This window comes from Helicobacter marmotae, assembly GCF_003364255.1.
GTDB classification, from domain to species: Bacteria; Campylobacterota; Campylobacteria; order Campylobacterales; family Helicobacteraceae; genus Helicobacter_C; species Helicobacter_C marmotae.
Map to the genome: position 1 here is coordinate 225962 of NZ_NXLR01000001.1, position 16493 is coordinate 242454.

Consider the following 16493-nt stretch of genomic DNA (forward strand, 5'->3'; position numbering starts at 1 on the left):
TTTAAAGGGGGGCTTGCTCCAAGATACTTGTAGGATTCTCAAAAAAGGCTCTTAGATTATAGAAAAATAATTATTAAAGTTTTTTTATACTAATTATAAAGAAAGTTTTGTTTTTGCTTAATCTCTATAAATCACACATTGACTAAACAAAACTAAGGTTGTAAAAACAACATCTCACTAAAATTTTTTAACCCCTTTTGGAAGACACCCTCTCCCGTGCTAATGGGGGAAGAAGAGAGTTGCGTGTGGCATTGTATGCAGGCATTTAATACGACATGATCTTTAGCAAGCCCTTGAGATTGGACTTTTTTTATATCATGGCAAGCAAAGCAGTCTGGACCACAGCTCCCCATATCAATCTGTGCCATTTTTTCATCAGTATGGCACGTTTTGCACACAAGCATAGGGCTATGCCGAATATCATGGGCATAATCAAGATTCTGATGACATGCCTTGCAGTCTCCTGTGCAAGCAAGCAGCACATCTACAAACATAAAATGCAAAAACCAAAATATCCATATATGCTTCATCATCCACCGCCGACAAAATCCAAAATCTCCACCTCATCACCCTCATGCAATACACAACTCTCCCATAAAGGCTTTTTTATCACTTGTGTGTTAATCGCTACTGCCATTGCTTTATGGGCGATACCAAGATCAGTAATAAGGGCTAAAAGTGTAGAATCTTTGGCAATTTGATAGATATTACCATTAAGTACAATATTCATTTACTGCTCCTTTTTGTCTTTATCAAAAAACTTAAAATATCCATCTTTAATCTGCTTTTGAGGTGTGCGTGAAAGCACCAACTCTCCTGCATTCACATCTTTTGTAATCGTGCTCCCTGCGGCAATAAGCACACAAGATTGTATATTTAAAGGCGCTACAAGCTGCACATCACTCCCCACAAAGACATCTTTGCCAATAATTGTTTTATGCTTCTTTTTGCCATCATAATTACAAGTAATCACTCCAGCGCCTATATTACTTCCAGAATCTACCTCACAATCTCCCAAATAGCTTAAATGCCCTGCTTTCACGCCATTTAGCACACTTGCCTTAGTTTCTACAAAATTCCCAATATGCGTGTTTTTAATGCGACTTTTAGGGCGGATATGTGCGAGGGGTCCTATATCGCTTGATTCTATAATACTCTGCTCTATAATACTATGTGCCTTGATATGAGAATCTCTAATCTCGCAATCACCGCAGATTTGAACCCCCTGCTCAATAATACACTCCCCATAAAATTTCACTCCCGATTCTATATAAATGGTATGAGGCAAGTGCATAATCACTCCCTGCTCCATTGCCCTCTCTCTTAAGCTTTGGAGCATAATACCCTCTGCAGCGGCAAGTTGAAGCTTGGAATTCACTCCTATAAACTCCTCCTCACTCACCCTTAGCGCACAGATTTGGGCATTATCCTGCTTAGCAAGAAACACCACATCTGTGAGATAAAACTCCTTTTGGGCATTATGGTTTTCTATACGCGGGAGATAGGTTTGCAAAATATCTTTGCTAAATTTATACACCCCCGCATTCACATCTTCTATCAGCAGCTCTTGCGGGCTTGCGTCTTTTTGCTCGATAATCTTTTGCACCTCATCGCCTTTAAGAATCACTCTCCCATAGCCATGGGGATTTGCTAAATGCAAAATACTCATCACAATAGGCGCATTATGCTTTAAAAGGGCTTTAAGCGTAGAGGCACGTACTAAAGGCATATCTCCATTAAGAAGCAATATCTCATCATATTGGCAGGGCTGATTTGAGTTTATAAGCCACATAAGCGCACCTCCCGTGCCGGGGAAACGTAGCATATCTTGCGTATGGAAATGCAAAATCCCGCTATCATAAGCATTTTGATAAGTTTGAAGTATGTTTTGCTTTATCAAATCTTCTTGATGAAAAAGCACAATATGCACATCATCGCTTATTTGCAATGCCTCTTCAATGCTATAAAACACCATAGGCTTACCACAAATTTTATGAAGCACTTTGGGCGTATTTGACTTCATTCGAGTGCCTGCCCCTGCAGCAAGAATCACCACCGATACATTCATAGTACTCCTTTGCAAAGCCCTTAATAAAGCATCTAATATCAATTTTATATAATTTTAACACACAAAAATCTATAATATCTCCTTGAGAAAAAATTTAAATGGATTGGGAGTGGTTTTGAAAAAAATCTTTTGGCTTTTATGCTTTTATGGACTTTTCGCATACGCTGAAGTAAGCCTTGATACAAATATCACACCCGCCTTACCTGCTCCATCAAGCATTCCCTCTGTGCCCACCCTCCCTAATAACCCCCAGCTCCCATCAGTAGATTTATCTCTCACTATGCCACAAGAGCCCACTGAGCTTGTAGCGACTTTAAATATTGTCCTTATCATCACATTACTTGTTATCGCTCCCTCACTCGTGCTTGTGATGACAAGCTTTACGCGCATTGTGATAGTCTTTGCCTTTTTACGCACCGCCCTTGGCACGCAACAATCCCCGCCTACACAGATTCTTGTAAGCCTAGCCCTTGTACTGACATTTTTTATTATGGAGCCGGTAGCTACCAAAGCCTATGAAGCGGGCATTAAGCCCTATACAGAAAAGCAGATTTCATATGATGAAGCCTTTGAGCGCGCAATCGTGCCATTTAAAGACTTTATGATTAAAAACACACGTGAGAAAGACCTAGCGCTCTTTTTTAGAATCCGCCATTTAGATAACCCCCAAAGTGTTGATGATGTCCCTCTTAGTGTGCTTATACCGGCATTTATGATTAGTGAGCTAAAAACTGCCTTTTGGATTGGATTCTTACTCTATCTGCCATTTTTGGTTATTGATATGGTGATTAGCTCTGTGCTTATGGCTATGGGTATGATGATGCTCCCTCCTGTGATGATTTCTCTCCCCTTTAAGATTTTGGTTTTTGTGCTTGTTGATGGGTGGAATCTCCTTATTGGCAATCTTGTGCAAGGCTTCAAGTAAGCCATAATGAAGTGCGAGCATTTTGGGCAATGTGGAGGCTGCCCTAACACGATAGACTATAAGAGCCAGCTTGAATCTAAACTTATGCAAACCACACAAGAGTTTCAAGCCTTGCTTAATGGAGTAGATATTGAAGTATTTGCTTCACCACAAAGTGGCTTTAGAGCGCGCTGTGAGCTGCGATTCTACCATGAAAAAGAGGGGCTATCTTTTGCAATGAGCTCCCTTAATACTTCACATAAAATCCCCATACACACTTGCCCGATTTTACTCCCTATTTTAGGGGACATTATGCCCCTTTTGCTTGAAACACTCCAAAACAATGAAATATTAAAAGCCAAACTTTATGCGTGCAACTTCCTCTCTAGCTTGCAAAATCAAGTCCTCCTCACTCTTATATATCACAAACCCCTAGATACACATTGGCAAACTCAAGCAAAGCTTTTGCAAGATATGCTCCAAGATACATATAAAACCCCCATACATATCATAGGACGGAGCAAAAACCAAATACTCTACCTCTCCTCTTCAACCATAAGCGAAACCCTAAATCTCACTCACGCACCATATACTTACCTCAAGCAAGAGGGGCTTTTTAGCCAGCCTAATCCCTTTATGAATGCCAAAATGCTTGATTTTGTACGTGATTCATTACAGAATCTTTACCCCCATGCGACCTATGATGCCCTAGAGCTTTATTGTGGAAGCGGTAATTTCACGCTTATCTTAGCGCCATTTTTTAGACAAGTGCTTGCTACTGAAGTAGTTAAATCTGCTATCACTTTATTAAAGCAAAATATGGCTTATAATCAGTGCAATAATATCACTCCTGTGCGACTTAATGCGCTTGAGAGTATCCAAGCTTTACGCCAAGAGCGGGCATTTTTCCGCTTAAGGGATATAGATATAACATCTTTTAACTTTGATTGTGTGTTAATAGACCCTCCACGAAGCGGGGTAAATAACCACACGATACTTGAGTTTTTACAAGATTTTTCTACCATTATTTACATCTCATGCAATCCTCAAACGCTCTTGCGTGATATGGGCATTCTCTCTCAAACTCACAAAATCGTGCGTTTTGGGCTTTTTGACCAATTTCCTTATACATTTCATAGAGAATGTATAGTGACATTAAGAAAAGTTAAGTTTGCCTAAGAAGCAATACAAATGCAGGAAGAGTAAAGAGTGCAGCAAAAAGTGGATTAAACCCTACGCCCAAAAATGGCGCGATTACAACAAGCCCACCGATTTGATTAGCCAAAGCAATACCCACATTAAAGGCAGCTTCATTCACACTAATGCTTGATTCCATACTTTTTGGCGTGCATATCCTTGCTGCATTCATAGCATTTACCTTCAAAGCTGGAATAGCCCCAAAGGAGAGAAAGCCCATAATGGCTAGATTAATACATACAAGCATTTGAGAATACGCACTCACACTCACAAGGGCATAAAAGAACATTTGCAAGCAAATAATAATTTGCAATGCCCGCTTTGAGCCCTTATTATCACATAATCTCCCGCCATAGAGATTCCCCAAAATCGCAAACACCCCATAAAGAAGCAAAATATATACTATGCTCCCCTCTCCAAAATGGCTTTTTTGTATCAACAAATCGCTCACATAAGTATAGAGCACAAATGCCCCTCCGCACGTGCATATCGTTACTGCGTATGCTTGGAGCAAATCCCTATGTTTGAATGCTTGGAGAAGCGAGCGTAAATGCGTCTTTGAGCCTTGAAGAGAGGGCATAAATATAAGAGCACTCATAAAAGCAAGCAAAGCAAGGGCGCAAATGAGTAAGAAAATTGATTTAAATCCAAACAAATGCCCAATAAATGTCCCCAAAGGCACTCCGCTCACAAGGGCGATCGTTAAGCCAGATACCATAAGGGCAAGATTCTGCGATACCCTCTCCTTAGGCGAGACTTGAATAGCCGCAAGTGTAGCAATAACAAAAAACACACCATGCTGTGTGCCCGCAACAAAGCGCGCAAGCACACTCAAAGTAAAATTATCACTTAAAAAAATCACCAAATTCGCCACCGCAAAAACAAACAAATTTAAAAGCAGTTGATACTTGCGATTAAGCCCGCTAAAGGGCATACTTAAAAGCGGCGCGCCAATGACAACACCTAGGGCATACATTGTTGTCAAATAACCCGCTTGATTGGAATCTATATCAAAATACAGCTTTACATCTTGCAAAACACCAGCGATAATAAACTCTGTAACACCCATGCAAAAGGCACTTAAGGCAAGGACAATAATAGTCGTGTGGGAGTGATATTTCATATATAATCCTTAAATTTTATAGCATTATTTTGATTGTATATTGTATGTGAGGGTTTTTGTTAGCGGGGATTCTACTTGAAGTTGCTTTGAAATTGCTTTTGTTTGCTAAAATCTCATAGCAAATCTCAAAGGGATAAAAATGAAGTTTGTCGTTTATGGGTTTATATTTTGTGCCATAAGCTTATATGGAGAAATCATAGCGGGAGTGGGAATGCGTGTCAATGGGCATGCTATCACGCTTTATGAGATTAGTGCATTGCAAAAACAGCTCAGAATCTCCAAGCAAGAAGCCATTGATATGCTGATTAATGAGCGGCTTAAAGATGATGAAATTGAGCGATTTAAAATTAGTGTTGATGATTTTAAGGTTGATGAGGAAATCTCTATCCTCGCAGCCAATGCCAATCTCACCAAAGAGCAACTCTTTGCAAAGGTAGCAAAAGAGGGCACCAGCCTCCAAGAATACCGCACACAAATCAAAAAGTCCCTCCAAGCACGCGAACTTATGCAGAGAATCCTCGCTTCTAATATCAGTATCTCAAGCGAAGAAGAGCTACTTAAATACTATAGCAAGCATAAAAAAGAATTTCTTATTCCTAAAGAAGTGCAAGTTGTGCGCTATCTTGCCCAAGATGAACATCTCCTCCAAGAAGCCATTGCCTCCCCTAAGCAAAATATCAGCGGCGTGCAAAAATTTGATGAAAGCATAATCCTCTCATCTCTCACACCACAAATCGCACAAGTCTTTATCCACACACCAAATCATGAATTCACACCCGTGCTTACCACAGGTGGGAATGGCTTTGTTAGCTTTTATATCAAAAACCGCTTAGGAGAGAGTTTGCTCCCTTTTGAAGAAGCAAAGCCCCTTGTTAGTCAAAAAATTATGATGCAAAAAGAGCAGAGTATTATTGCTGACCACTTTAATAAAATCCGCTCAAGTGCTAATATCACTACGCTTAGAGAATAGTATGTTTTCTTATACTGACCCGCTTGTTGGCATTATTGTCCTAGCAGCTATTATAGCCCTAGCGGCATTTATTGATTATTGTCGTAATCGCTATAGATCAAAGAAAAAGGAGCGCTCGCTCAAGAATCTTGCTAAATCCTATGAGTTTGTGGGCATAGCACAAGGGGTAGAAGAATTCCTCACACTCTCACATAATCCTATCCCTACATTACAATTTATCGCTAATGCCTATATCCAAAGTGGGAATACACAAGAAGCGATTAAAATTTATTTAAGTATCTTAGAGCATTTAGAGCACTCAAGCAAAAACACCATATCCAAAATAGAAATTTTGCAAAATCTAGGCAGTGCCTACTATAGTGCTGGGTTTTTACAAAGGGCGAAAAATATCTTTTTAGAGATTCTTAAAAACTATCCTAAAAACCCTGAAGTGCTGATTTATCTCCTCAAAACCTATGAACAGCTCAATGAATACAAAAACGCCATTAACGCCCTAGAGTGCATTGAAGAAATCTATGATATGACCCTTGATGGCAAAAATGAGAGAATCTACTATAGCATTGGGCTAAACAAAGCCTATTTATCCGCACTTTTGCTGATTAACCAGCACGATATGCCACTTAAGAATAAAATTACCAAACTCAATAACCTTAAACTCCAAGAGCCAAAGATTGAAAAAATTGTTCTTGCATTTTTTAAAACCATTAGCTATAGCCTCTTTTGGGAAGAAGTCATAAAAAGCCAGCATATAACAAAATATATTGACCTCTTATGGCAGTTTGAATCTAAAGATGTGCCCCTTGATAAACTCAAAAGTAAAGAAATACTCGATGTATATCGTGCAAAGGGCTTTGTGGTAGATAACCAAAATTGCGAGATATTTGAGCTAGAAAATATGAGAATCTTAAACCAACATTCAAGCCTACGAGTAGATTTAGACTTTGAATACCGCTGTCATGGTTGTAAGCAAATTTTCCCTTTTGAAAATGCCCGTTGCTCGCATTGTGGGGAATTGCTTAATAATGATGTACTTTGCAAAATACGAAAGATTGATAATGAAGCAAGTTACCCTTTATTGTGATGGAAGCGCACTAGGTAATCCCGGAGCTGGAGGATGGTGTGGGATACTCTCTTTTGGCTCAAAGCAGAAGATTCTTACCGGGGGAGAAAAGCATACGACCAATAACCGCATGGAGCTCTTAGCCGTTATAGAATCTCTCAAAGCCCTCAAAGAGCCCTGTATTGTGCATTTATATAGCGACTCATCATATGTGTGTAATGGCATTAATCAATGGCTTACACAATGGCAAAAAAAGCATTTTAAAAATGTCAAAAACATAGATTTATGGCAGAGCTACCTGCAAATAGCCGCCTCACATCAAGTAGAGGCGCATTGGGTGAAAGCCCATGCGGGCATAGCGCAAAATGAATTATGCGACAAACTTGCCAAAGCAGCAGCAAGAGAATTTCAAAAAGGAGACACAAATGAATAATAACAAACTACCCAAAGATCAACGCTTGCTTGAAGATATACTTGGTTATCGCTTCAAAGACCCTGCTCTTCTCACACAAGCCCTAACTCACAAAAGTTGCAAGGAGCAAGCAAATAACGAACGTTTAGAGTTTTTAGGTGATGCGGTTTTAGACTTACTCGTAGGAGAATACCTCTATAAAAACCTCCCCCAAGCTAAAGAGGGAGATTTAAGCAAAATACGCGCTTGTATCGTGCATGAAGAGGGTTTTGTAAAACTTGCTAAATCTATTGATTTGGGCGATTTTCTTCATCTCTCACAAAATGAAGAAAATAACAACGGACGCCAAAAAGATTCTATCCTCTCTAATGCCTTTGAAGCCCTCATTGGAGCCATCTACCTTGAGACGCAACTCACCCATGCAAGCACTATCATAAATACCATGCTTAAAGCCCATTATGGAGATGGAGCGCAATTCTCTTATGTTTTTACAGATTACAAAACCGCCTTACAAGAATTTGTGCAATCTGTGTATAAAACCGTTCCCCGCTATCATCTCATAAGCACGCAAGGACCAGATCATGACAAACGTTTTGAAGTCTCTGTAACGATCTTAGATGAAGAATTTGCCCGTGCCATAGGAACGCCCAAAAGAAAGGCTGAACAAAAGGCTGCACACATAGCGTATGAAAAACTCCAAAATGAGCTTGGATATACAAAGGACAAATAATGAATACTTTTGGGCTTATGTTTCGTGTAAGCACCTTTGGAGAATCTCATGGTGAGGGCATAGGTTGTGTTATAGACGGAGTGCCTGCGGGTTTAAGGATTGATGAAGACTTTTTGCAATCTCAAATGAATGAGCGTGCCCCCGGGAGAAATGCCTATAGCACACCTCGCAAAGAAAAAGATAAGGTAGAGATTTTAAGCGGCGTATTTGATGGCTTAAGCACAGGCACACCCATTGGATTATGGATCGCTAATGAAAATAAAAAAAGTAGCGATTATAGCAATATTAAAGATATATTCCGCCCCGGACATGCAGACTATACATACTTTAAAAAATATGGCATAAGGGATTATCGCGGTGGAGGGCGAAGCTCTGCGCGTGAGAGTGCGGCTAGAGTAGCTGCTGGGGCAATAGCTCAAATGCTTTTAAGGGAATGTGGCATAAGCGTAGAGAGTGGAATCTGTGCTATCGGGGATATAGCAGGGGAAGAATACGACTTTGAACACGCAAAGCAAAGTGAAATTTTTGCACTTGATAAAAACTGCGAAGAAGCCCAAAAAGCCCTTATTAATGAAGTGAAAAAATCTCATAATAGTATCGGTGGAGTAGTGCTCGCTCGTGCTTGCGGTATGCCTGCGGGCTTAGGAGAGCCGCTTTATCATAAGCTTGATTCTGCCCTAGCAAGTGCCCTTATGGGGCTTAATGCGATAAAGGCTGTAGAAATTGGTGATGGTATCCGCTCAAGCACCCAACTTGGAAGTATGCACAATGACCAAATGAACGCACAAGGCTTTATGAGTAATCATAGCGGAGGGATACTCGGCGGTATCAGTAATGGCAATACCCTTATGCTAAAAGCATATTTTAAGCCAACACCTAGCATTTTTATCCCTCAAAATACGCTTGATACCACACTCCAAGAGCAAACGTGCCATATTAAGGGCAGACATGATCCTTGTGTGGCGGTGAGGGGCAGTGTGGTAGTCAAAGCCATGGTAGCCCTTACACTTGCGGATATGCTGCTTTTACACAGCACTTCGCAGCTAAGCTTCATTAAAAAAATTTATGAATGCCTATAGCTGCTTTAAGCAAGATTACTCTATAATCCCAAGCACAAGGAGCAAGCATGATAACACTCAAAAGCGCGCTAAATAAAAGTGAAGAAGAACTCAAAGAAATCAAAGCCCAAATTATTGCAAAGGTAAAAGATAATATCGAGCTAAACGCCTATATTGGCGAGATACAAGCAAGTGCGGGTGGCGTGCCTATTTTGATTAAAGATAATATTAATGTCAAGGGTTGGGAAATCACATGTGCGAGCAAGATTCTCAAAGGCTACATTTCTCCTTATAATGCGCATGTTATCACGCGATTGCATGAAAATAAAATGTGTGCCTTTGGGCGGGCAAATATGGATGAGTTTGCCATGGGCAGCACAAGTGAATCAAGCTGCTATGGCAGAGTAAAAAACCCCCTTGATACCTCAAGAGTACCCGGCGGGAGCAGTGGAGGAAGCGCAGCGGCTGTAGCAGCGGGACTTGCTATTGCTTCACTAGGGAGTGATACAGGCGGCTCCATACGGCAGCCTGCTGGATTTTGCGGGTGTGTGGGGCTAAAGCCTAGCTATGGGAGGGTTAGTCGCTATGGCTTAATTGCCTATAGCTCAAGTCTAGACCAAATAGGACCAATTACCCAAAATGTAGAAGATGCCGCGCTTTTGCTTGATGCCATAAGTGGCTATGATGAGCGTGATTCTACAAGTGCGAATCTCCCAAGCCTCAATACCTTTAAAGATTTAGATTCTAATGCACGTTATAAAATTGCTATTTTTAAAAACTTCCTTAAAGACGCCTCGCCTAAAATCCAAGAGGCATATCATCAAACTATCAAAACCTTAGAATCTATGGGGCATAGCATTATAGAAAAAGATATGCTTGATTTAAGCTATCACATTTCTACGTATTATATCATCTGTACTGCGGAGGCTAGCTCCAACCTCGCACGATTTGATGGCGTGCGCTATGGCTCAAGGGCTAAGGGGGATAGCCTCAAAGACCTCTACTACAATACGCGCAGCACATATTTTGGCGATGAAGTCAAACGTCGTATCTTGTTAGGGAGCTTTGTGCTAAGCAGTGGATATTATGATGCCTACTATCTCAAAGCCCAACAAGTGAGGAAAAAGATTTGTGCTCAATATGAAGAAATCTTTAATGAATGTGACATTATCTTGCTCCCTATTGCCCCAGATGTCGCCCCTAAGTTTGGTGCTATGCACTCTCCGCTAGAGATGTATCTTAGTGATATATATACCATTGGAGTAAATCTCGCAGGACTCCCTGCACTCTCCATGCCTGTAGCCAAAGACGCAAATGGACTAAGCATAGGTATGCAACTTATTGGTGCAAAATTCAAGGAGCAAAATATTCTCAATGCCGCCTATGGCTTAGAAAAAGAACTCGCACTCTAAAGGAATACTATGAAAATCATACATAAAGCCCTTACTTTTGAAGATGTCTTGCTCGTGCCTACATATTCTGAAATCCTCCCCCAAGAAGTCAATACCCAAACGATGCTAAGTAAGAATATTACCCTTAATATCCCCCTTGTAAGTGCGGCTATGGACACGGTTACAGAGTATCAAACCGCCATTGCTATGGCAAGATTAGGAGGCATTGGGATTATCCATAAAAATATGGATATAGCCTCACAAGTAGAGCAAATCAAACGCGTTAAAAAAAGTGAGAGCGGTGTGATTGTTGATCCTATCTATATACGCGCAGATAGCACGCTTGCTGATGCTAAAGCTATCACGGATAATTATAAAATCTCTGGTGTGCCGGTGGTAGATGAATATGGCAAACTCATAGGCATTCTCACAAACCGCGATGTACGCTTTGAGCATAATCTCAATAAGCTTGTAGGGGATTTGATGACAAAAGATTCGCTCATCACTGCCAAAGTAGGCACGACTTTAGAAGAGGCAAAGGAGATTATGCACCAACACAGAATCGAAAAGCTGCCTATTGTTGATGAAAACTACACACTCAAAGGGCTTATTACGATTAAGGATATTCAAAAGCGGATAGAATATCCTAACTCTTGCAAAGATAGCTTTGGTCGCCTGAAAGTAGGCGGGGCTATTGGTGTGAAGCAGTTTGAGAGGGCTGAAGCCCTCACTGAAGCGGGGGCAGATGTGCTTGTGCTTGATTGCGCACATGGGCATTCTATTAATGTGATTAAAACCTTAGAGAAAATCAAATCCAAGCTTGCTATTGATGTTATCGTGGGCAATGTCGTAACCCCACAAGCTACACGAGATTTAATCAACGCAGGCGCAGATGCGATAAAGGTAGGCATAGGTCCGGGAAGTATCTGCACCACGCGCATTGTAGCGGGCGTGGGTATGCCCCAGATTTCAGCCATTGACACATGTGCTCAAATTGCTAAAACGCATAATATCCCCATTATTGCCGATGGAGGCATAAAATATTCAGGTGATATAGCTAAAGCCCTAGCTGTGGGAGCTTCAAGTGTGATGATAGGTAGCCTCCTTGCAGGTACTGAAGAGTCGCCGGGTGATTTAATCATCTATCAAGGCAGACAATACAAAAGTTATCGCGGTATGGGAAGTATGGGTGCGATGAGTAGAGGAAGCGCAGATAGGTATTTCCAAGAGGGCACGGCACAAGATAAGCTCGTACCAGAGGGCGTAGAGGGGAGAGTACCCTATAGGGGTAAAGTAGGCGATGTCGTTCATCAGCTTATTGGTGGGCTTAAGTCATCAATGGGCTATTTAGGCAGCAAGGATATTACAACCTTATGGGAGAGGGCGGAATTTGTAGAAATTACCTCCGCAGGATTAAGAGAATCTCATGTGCATGATGTAGATATTACCAAAGAAGCACCCAACTATCACGGCTAAGGATTACTTATGGAAGAGACAAATCAAAGAGAGCAAATACCCCAAGAGGAGTTTGAAACCCTCATTCAAAAGGCAAAAGATGTATTAGCCAAGCTTAATTCTCAAGAGATTTCACTTAAAGAGTCGCTTTTGCTTTATGAGAATGGTATGCAGAGCTTAAAACAAGCACAAGAAATACTAGAACATGCTAAATTGCACTATCAAGAGTTTAAAGATTAGACATTTATGGAGCTTGTAGCTTACATTACCCAGCCTAATAATGTCGCTGTATTCTTGCTTTTAATAGCGCGCTTTAGCGGGGTGTTTGCCTTTTTTCCATTTTTTGATAATCAACTTGTGAGCGTCAATGTCCGTGGGGCTATGGTGTTTTTTATGAGTGTGGCGTTTTTCCCCCTTGTGCATACGCAGCTCCCTGATATAAGTATGGTGGAGTTTATTATCATCGCTTTATTTGAGGTTATGCTAGGCTTTTTGGCTTCTATTTGCTTGCAGATTGTTTTTGCTATGCTTAGCTTTGGCGGAGAGCTTATAAGCTTCACTATGGGGCTTACTATGGCAAGTGCGTATGACCCAATAAGTGGTGCGCAAAAGCCCATTATCGCCCAGCTTATCGCCCTTATAGGCTTGCTTATTGCCCTAAGCCTTGACTTTCATCACACTATCTTTCTTATCATCTCCCATAGCCTCAATGCCACGCCACTAGGAGGATTCATATTTGAACCAAAAAGTGTGGCATATTTCATCAAAGCATTTGGGAATATATTCCTTGTGGGTTTCTCTATGGCTTTCCCTGTTTTAGCCATTATCCTCCTCTCTGATGTGATTTTTGGCATGATTATGAAAACACACCCACAATTCAATCTCTTAGCTATAGGCTTCCCTCTCAAAATTGGCATTGCCTTTGTTGTGCTGATTTTTACGATTTCTACGATTATTTATACATTCAAAAATGAGCTAAAAAATGCGTTTTTTGCCGTGGGTAAGCTCTTTTTAGGGCAGTAGTTAAAACTTATACCCCACTTGGAGCCAAAATTGCCGCCCCACTTCATATACAGGTGTAGCACTTAATCCTGCCATCATGGAATAGCTCGCACTTGCAATGGCAAGATTCTCACTATCTAGCACATTGTAAATATCAATATTTGTATAGAGTGTATTACCCTTAAAAATATCTATTTCAAAGCCTATGCGCATATCCCAAGTAAAAGCCCCTCTTATATCAAATGGCTTAAAGGTATCTATATAATTTCCATTACTATCCTTATCGGGTTGGGCACGATTAGCTAGCCCTCCATAGCTTGCAGGGATACTTGCCATAGCCTTATAAGGGCTTCTGTATCGAAAGAAATTATTAAAAAGCCCCTTTGTGCGCCATAGATTAAAAGTGTGCGTGGTATTTAGCCTTAAGGTATAGGGGCGATTAAAATTCTCCGCTGGTTTATCAGCATATCTTACAAGCATTCCATTCCAAGAAATCCACTGGTTGGCTAATTCTTGATTAGTGAGTGTATCGCTATAATCTGTGTAGTTACGTTTTACATTTGTCCAATCAAAGGCAAGTAAGATGTGGTGTTTTGTGTTGGCAAATGTGAGCGGGGTGATATTATCAAGCGTAAGGGTGATGATATTGCTGGTAGATTGTCCTTCGTTTGTATAAGTGCGATAAGTCGTTCCATTTGGTTGGGCAGTGCTTGGGCATGAGGTTGTTAATTGTCCTGTTGCAGTATTGAAACAAGCCTGTCTTATCTCATCTCTCCCTTTACGATAAATATATTTCATAGCAAGTTTCAAATCAAAGATTCTTTGTGCAAAGCCTATCATCAGCTCATCTGCATAAGGTACTTTAAGTTGCGTGAAATCCGTCCCATTAGCTGTAGGAAGATAGCAGTTATTGTAATCTGTGCCACTACCAGTAGTAGTACATATTTTACCCTCTGCGAGTACTTCTTGCCAAGTTTTAGCAGGAGTGTTGCGACGAATATCATAACGCAAGGCAGTCATACCTTCAGCTAAAGCATAGGCAAAGATATTTCTCCCATAGTAACGATTTACCCCCGCACTTATGCTACTTGCTAAGTATTCCCCTAAAAAGCCTCCATTCCAAGGAGCGCTATATTGCAATGCAAATCTAGGGGCAGCAGTGAGTTTATCCATATACGTATCACTATCCAATCTCGCTCCAGCCCTTATATGCAAGCCTCCAAGATTCCCTAAAGTAAAGTTAAGGCTATCTTCTAAGAATGCTGAGAATAAGTAATTATCTAAACTCACCTTGCCTTGCTTATAATAAAGCGTGTTTCTAAAATACTGCCCATAATTCCAAATATAATAGCCCGCACTTGTTTTGTGAGAGCTATCTACATTAGTGGTGTCAGTAATGTTATTACTGCGAACATCATATACCTTACCTGTATCACACCAAGCCATATCTGTTTGAAGACATTGAGATTGTTGGCTTTGTGTCATAAAGGTAGAGGCACTGGTGGGGGAGAGATAATAATCCCTAGGGTTGCTATTTTGCACATATTGATAGCCTAGCTCTAAGCCTATTTGGAATCTATGCTCTATATTATCTAACTCTAAAGGCTTAAAATCAAAAATAATTTTATCACTCAATGTATGCTGGGAGCTATCATATGGTGCATACCCACCCTCTCTAGCTAAGCCCACCCAATTACTCCAATTTTTAGTCTCTGAAATATACCAATCTTTAAAATCGCTCCAACCCATCGAAATGGTGGAATTTTCTAAAAACGAATAACTCAAAGTATGTGTAAGCGTGCCTAAAGCATTCTCCCAAATGCTTTTTAACCCCAAATTATGCCCGCCAGATTTGAAGTTATAATAATTATCTTGTGTGCCTACAATGAAGCGAATATCAGATTGTGGAGCATAAGTATAGCTTAGCTCTAATCGCACACTCTCGCTTGGGTCATAATAGCCTTTAATAAAAAAATTATAACTTTCACGTTTTTGGTTTTGGTTTGCGGTGCTATAGTTGCTTGGGTCTAGGGGGCTAGGTCTTGAATGGTTAGTTACAAGATGTTGGCGAATAGGGATAATGCTCTGCGTGCTTGTAAAGCTAGCAATCACTCCGCTTTTGTCATTGGGCTTAGATTCCACACTTGAGCGAAAGAGATGTTTGATAAACTGCGGCTGGTTTGATTCACTACTTGAGTTAAGAAAATTTTGCAAACTTTGGCTAGTGGCTTCATAAATATGATATTTAGTGAGTGAAAAGGCTTTAGGGTCGGCATTGCCTTGTGTAACTTGATAGCTAATATTTGCCCCTAAAGTTTTAGTGGGTCGCCTTGTAGTTGCCTCCACTACCCCTCCTGTAAATCCCCCAAAAGCCGCAGAAATATTAGAATCTTGCACGACAATAGATTCTAAAAGGCTTGTATCGATATTTAACCCCTGACTTCTGCCCTGCCCACTTCCCCCATACACACTCGCACTGCCTGCTGGATTAATATCATTATTCATATTAAAGCCATCAATTTGGAAGTTGTTTTGATAATGCAATCCCCCGCTTATGCTAATTTTAGCTGGGTCTATTTCACCCGGGGTAGCGCTTTTTAGCTGCTGTGTGTCATATTGCACATTGGGTAAGATTCTTAAAATAGAGGTAATATCGCCATTACCGGTGGGATTAGATTCTAAGATTTGAGCATTGAGTGTAGCGCCACTTTGGAAAGTCTCTATATCATTGGTAGCACTCACAATGGAGGTGGAGAGTTTGACACTCCTTTGGGCTTGGTCTTTGTGAGGTGTTTGAAGATTTTGACTTTCTTGCAAAGATTCTGTAGGAAGATTTTGGGATTCTAAGCTTTGAGCGAGTAATACCCCCCCCCCCCTGAGAGAAAAAGTGAGAGAAAGGGGAGAGAGAAAAGAAATAAAAAGCAAAGCATAGCACCCACTTCTCCACTCCTTATTGATCCCCTCTTTTGTATTCTCTTTTACTTTTTTGCTTGGATTTTCTCTTATAGTTTCTTGTTTAGATTCAATCTTTGCTCCATTGATTTGCCCCTTATGGCTATAAAACTTCATACACCCCTCCATTTATGAAACATATAAAAATGGCGTGATATTAGTGTATGAGAA

At 40.6% G+C, this 16493-nt stretch carries 16 protein-coding genes; 11 read left to right on the plus strand and 5 right to left on the minus strand.

Features of this window, described 5'->3' with window-relative positions:
• Positions 1 to 152 precede the first annotated feature (152 nt).
• The 3 genes from CQA63_RS01055 to glmU are packed head-to-tail and all read right to left on the minus strand — an operon-like array spanning position 153 to position 2068.
• Positions 153 to 533, minus strand: coding sequence for a hypothetical protein (locus CQA63_RS01055; RefSeq protein ID WP_104699139.1), 381 nt, complete (start codon positions 531 to 533; stop codon positions 153 to 155).
• Positions 530 to 730 (minus strand): sulfur carrier protein ThiS, encoded by a 201-nt coding sequence (gene thiS / locus CQA63_RS01060; protein WP_104699138.1) that lies wholly within the window; start codon positions 728 to 730, stop codon positions 530 to 532. The genes CQA63_RS01055 and thiS overlap by 4 nt, the downstream gene beginning before the upstream one ends.
• Positions 731 to 2068: a bifunctional UDP-N-acetylglucosamine diphosphorylase/glucosamine-1-phosphate N-acetyltransferase GlmU gene (gene glmU / locus CQA63_RS01065; RefSeq protein WP_104699137.1), complete on the minus strand. Its 1338-nt coding sequence runs from the start codon at positions 2066 to 2068 to the stop codon at positions 731 to 733.
• Between the two features lie 217 nt (positions 2069 to 2285).
• On the opposite strand from glmU, the gene fliP reads away from it, so the two are divergent.
• Both fliP and trmA read left to right on the plus strand, forming a co-directional pair.
• Positions 2286 to 2993: a flagellar type III secretion system pore protein FliP gene (fliP, locus tag CQA63_RS01070; protein ID WP_233706543.1), complete on the plus strand. Its 708-nt coding sequence runs from the start codon at positions 2286 to 2288 to the stop codon at positions 2991 to 2993.
• A 6-nt stretch (positions 2994 to 2999) separates the two neighbouring features.
• Positions 3000 to 4151 (plus strand): tRNA (uridine(54)-C5)-methyltransferase TrmA, encoded by a 1152-nt coding sequence (gene trmA, locus CQA63_RS01075; RefSeq protein WP_104699136.1) that lies wholly within the window; start codon positions 3000 to 3002, stop codon positions 4149 to 4151.
• Here trmA and CQA63_RS01080 read toward each other — a convergent pair.
• Positions 4138 to 5292, minus strand: a complete 1155-nt coding sequence (locus tag CQA63_RS01080; protein WP_104699135.1) for an MFS transporter — start codon at positions 5290 to 5292, stop codon at positions 4138 to 4140. The genes trmA and CQA63_RS01080 overlap by 14 nt on opposite strands.
• Positions 5293 to 5431: 139 nt before the next feature.
• Here CQA63_RS01080 and CQA63_RS01085 point away from each other — a divergent pair, with 139 nt between their 5' ends.
• Genes CQA63_RS01085 through fliR form a run of 9 tightly spaced genes read left to right on the plus strand, consistent with a single transcriptional unit; the run spans position 5432 to position 13391 of the window.
• Entirely contained in the window at positions 5432 to 6262 is an 831-nt protein-coding gene (locus tag CQA63_RS01085) for a peptidylprolyl isomerase (RefSeq protein ID WP_104699134.1), read from the plus strand.
• 1 nt (position 6263) lies between these two features.
• A complete protein-coding gene (locus CQA63_RS01090) occupies positions 6264 to 7343 on the plus strand; it encodes a hypothetical protein (RefSeq protein WP_104699133.1) in 1080 nt (359 codons plus the stop codon).
• Positions 7318 to 7755 (plus strand): ribonuclease HI, encoded by a 438-nt coding sequence (rnhA, locus tag CQA63_RS01095; protein ID WP_104699132.1) that lies wholly within the window; start codon positions 7318 to 7320, stop codon positions 7753 to 7755. The genes CQA63_RS01090 and rnhA overlap by 26 nt, the downstream gene beginning before the upstream one ends.
• On the plus strand, positions 7748 to 8464 hold the full coding sequence (gene rnc, locus CQA63_RS01100; protein WP_104699131.1) for a ribonuclease III: 717 nt from the start codon (positions 7748 to 7750) through the stop codon (positions 8462 to 8464). Before rnhA ends, rnc begins: the two co-directional genes overlap by 8 nt.
• Positions 8464 to 9543, plus strand: a complete 1080-nt coding sequence (gene aroC / locus CQA63_RS01105) for a chorismate synthase (RefSeq protein ID WP_104699130.1) — start codon at positions 8464 to 8466, stop codon at positions 9541 to 9543. The genes rnc and aroC overlap by 1 nt, the downstream gene beginning before the upstream one ends.
• A 47-nt stretch (positions 9544 to 9590) precedes the next feature.
• A complete protein-coding gene (gene gatA, locus CQA63_RS01110) occupies positions 9591 to 10934 on the plus strand; it encodes an Asp-tRNA(Asn)/Glu-tRNA(Gln) amidotransferase subunit GatA (protein WP_104699129.1) in 1344 nt (447 codons plus the stop codon).
• Between the two features lie 9 nt (positions 10935 to 10943).
• Complete coding sequence (gene guaB / locus CQA63_RS01115; RefSeq protein ID WP_104699128.1) at positions 10944 to 12389, plus strand: IMP dehydrogenase; 1446 nt, start codon at positions 10944 to 10946, stop codon at positions 12387 to 12389.
• A gap of 9 nt (positions 12390 to 12398) precedes the next feature.
• Complete coding sequence (gene xseB / locus CQA63_RS01120) at positions 12399 to 12608, plus strand: exodeoxyribonuclease VII small subunit (RefSeq protein ID WP_104699127.1); 210 nt, start codon at positions 12399 to 12401, stop codon at positions 12606 to 12608.
• Between the two features lie 6 nt (positions 12609 to 12614).
• On the plus strand, positions 12615 to 13391 hold the full coding sequence (gene fliR / locus CQA63_RS01125; protein WP_104699126.1) for a flagellar biosynthetic protein FliR: 777 nt from the start codon (positions 12615 to 12617) through the stop codon (positions 13389 to 13391).
• On the opposite strand, the gene CQA63_RS01130 is transcribed toward fliR, so the two are convergent.
• Positions 13392 to 16439, minus strand: coding sequence for a TonB-dependent receptor (locus CQA63_RS01130; RefSeq protein ID WP_158655421.1), 3048 nt, complete (start codon positions 16437 to 16439; stop codon positions 13392 to 13394).
• Between the last annotated feature and the right edge of the window lie 54 nt (positions 16440 to 16493).

Bases quoted from the DNA above. Each gene is read 5' to 3' on its own strand.
- aroC (WP_104699130.1), top strand. From the start codon at position 8,464: ATGAATACTTTTGGGCTTATGTTTCGTGTAAGCACCTTTGGAGAATCT.
- rnc (WP_104699131.1), top strand. From the start codon at position 7,748: ATGAATAATAACAAACTACCCAAAGATCAACGCTTGCTTGAAGATATA.
- CQA63_RS01090 (WP_104699133.1), top strand. From the start codon at position 6,264: ATGTTTTCTTATACTGACCCGCTTGTTGGCATTATTGTCCTAGCAGCT.
- guaB (WP_104699128.1), top strand. From the start codon at position 10,944: ATGAAAATCATACATAAAGCCCTTACTTTTGAAGATGTCTTGCTCGTG.
- gatA (WP_104699129.1), top strand. From the start codon at position 9,591: ATGATAACACTCAAAAGCGCGCTAAATAAAAGTGAAGAAGAACTCAAA.
- rnhA (WP_104699132.1), top strand. From the start codon at position 7,318: ATGAAGCAAGTTACCCTTTATTGTGATGGAAGCGCACTAGGTAATCCC.
- CQA63_RS01085 (WP_104699134.1), top strand. From the start codon at position 5,432: ATGAAGTTTGTCGTTTATGGGTTTATATTTTGTGCCATAAGCTTATAT.
- CQA63_RS01080 (WP_104699135.1), bottom strand. From the start codon at position 5,292: ATGAAATATCACTCCCACACGACTATTATTGTCCTTGCCTTAAGTGCC.
- glmU (WP_104699137.1), bottom strand. From the start codon at position 2,068: ATGAATGTATCGGTGGTGATTCTTGCTGCAGGGGCAGGCACTCGAATG.
- xseB (WP_104699127.1), top strand. From the start codon at position 12,399: ATGGAAGAGACAAATCAAAGAGAGCAAATACCCCAAGAGGAGTTTGAA.
- fliR (WP_104699126.1), top strand. From the start codon at position 12,615: ATGGAGCTTGTAGCTTACATTACCCAGCCTAATAATGTCGCTGTATTC.
- trmA (WP_104699136.1), top strand. From the start codon at position 3,000: ATGAAGTGCGAGCATTTTGGGCAATGTGGAGGCTGCCCTAACACGATA.
- thiS (WP_104699138.1), bottom strand. From the start codon at position 730: ATGAATATTGTACTTAATGGTAATATCTATCAAATTGCCAAAGATTCT.
- CQA63_RS01130 (WP_158655421.1), bottom strand. From the start codon at position 16,439: ATGAAGTTTTATAGCCATAAGGGGCAAATCAATGGAGCAAAGATTGAA.
- CQA63_RS01055 (WP_104699139.1), bottom strand. From the start codon at position 533: ATGATGAAGCATATATGGATATTTTGGTTTTTGCATTTTATGTTTGTA.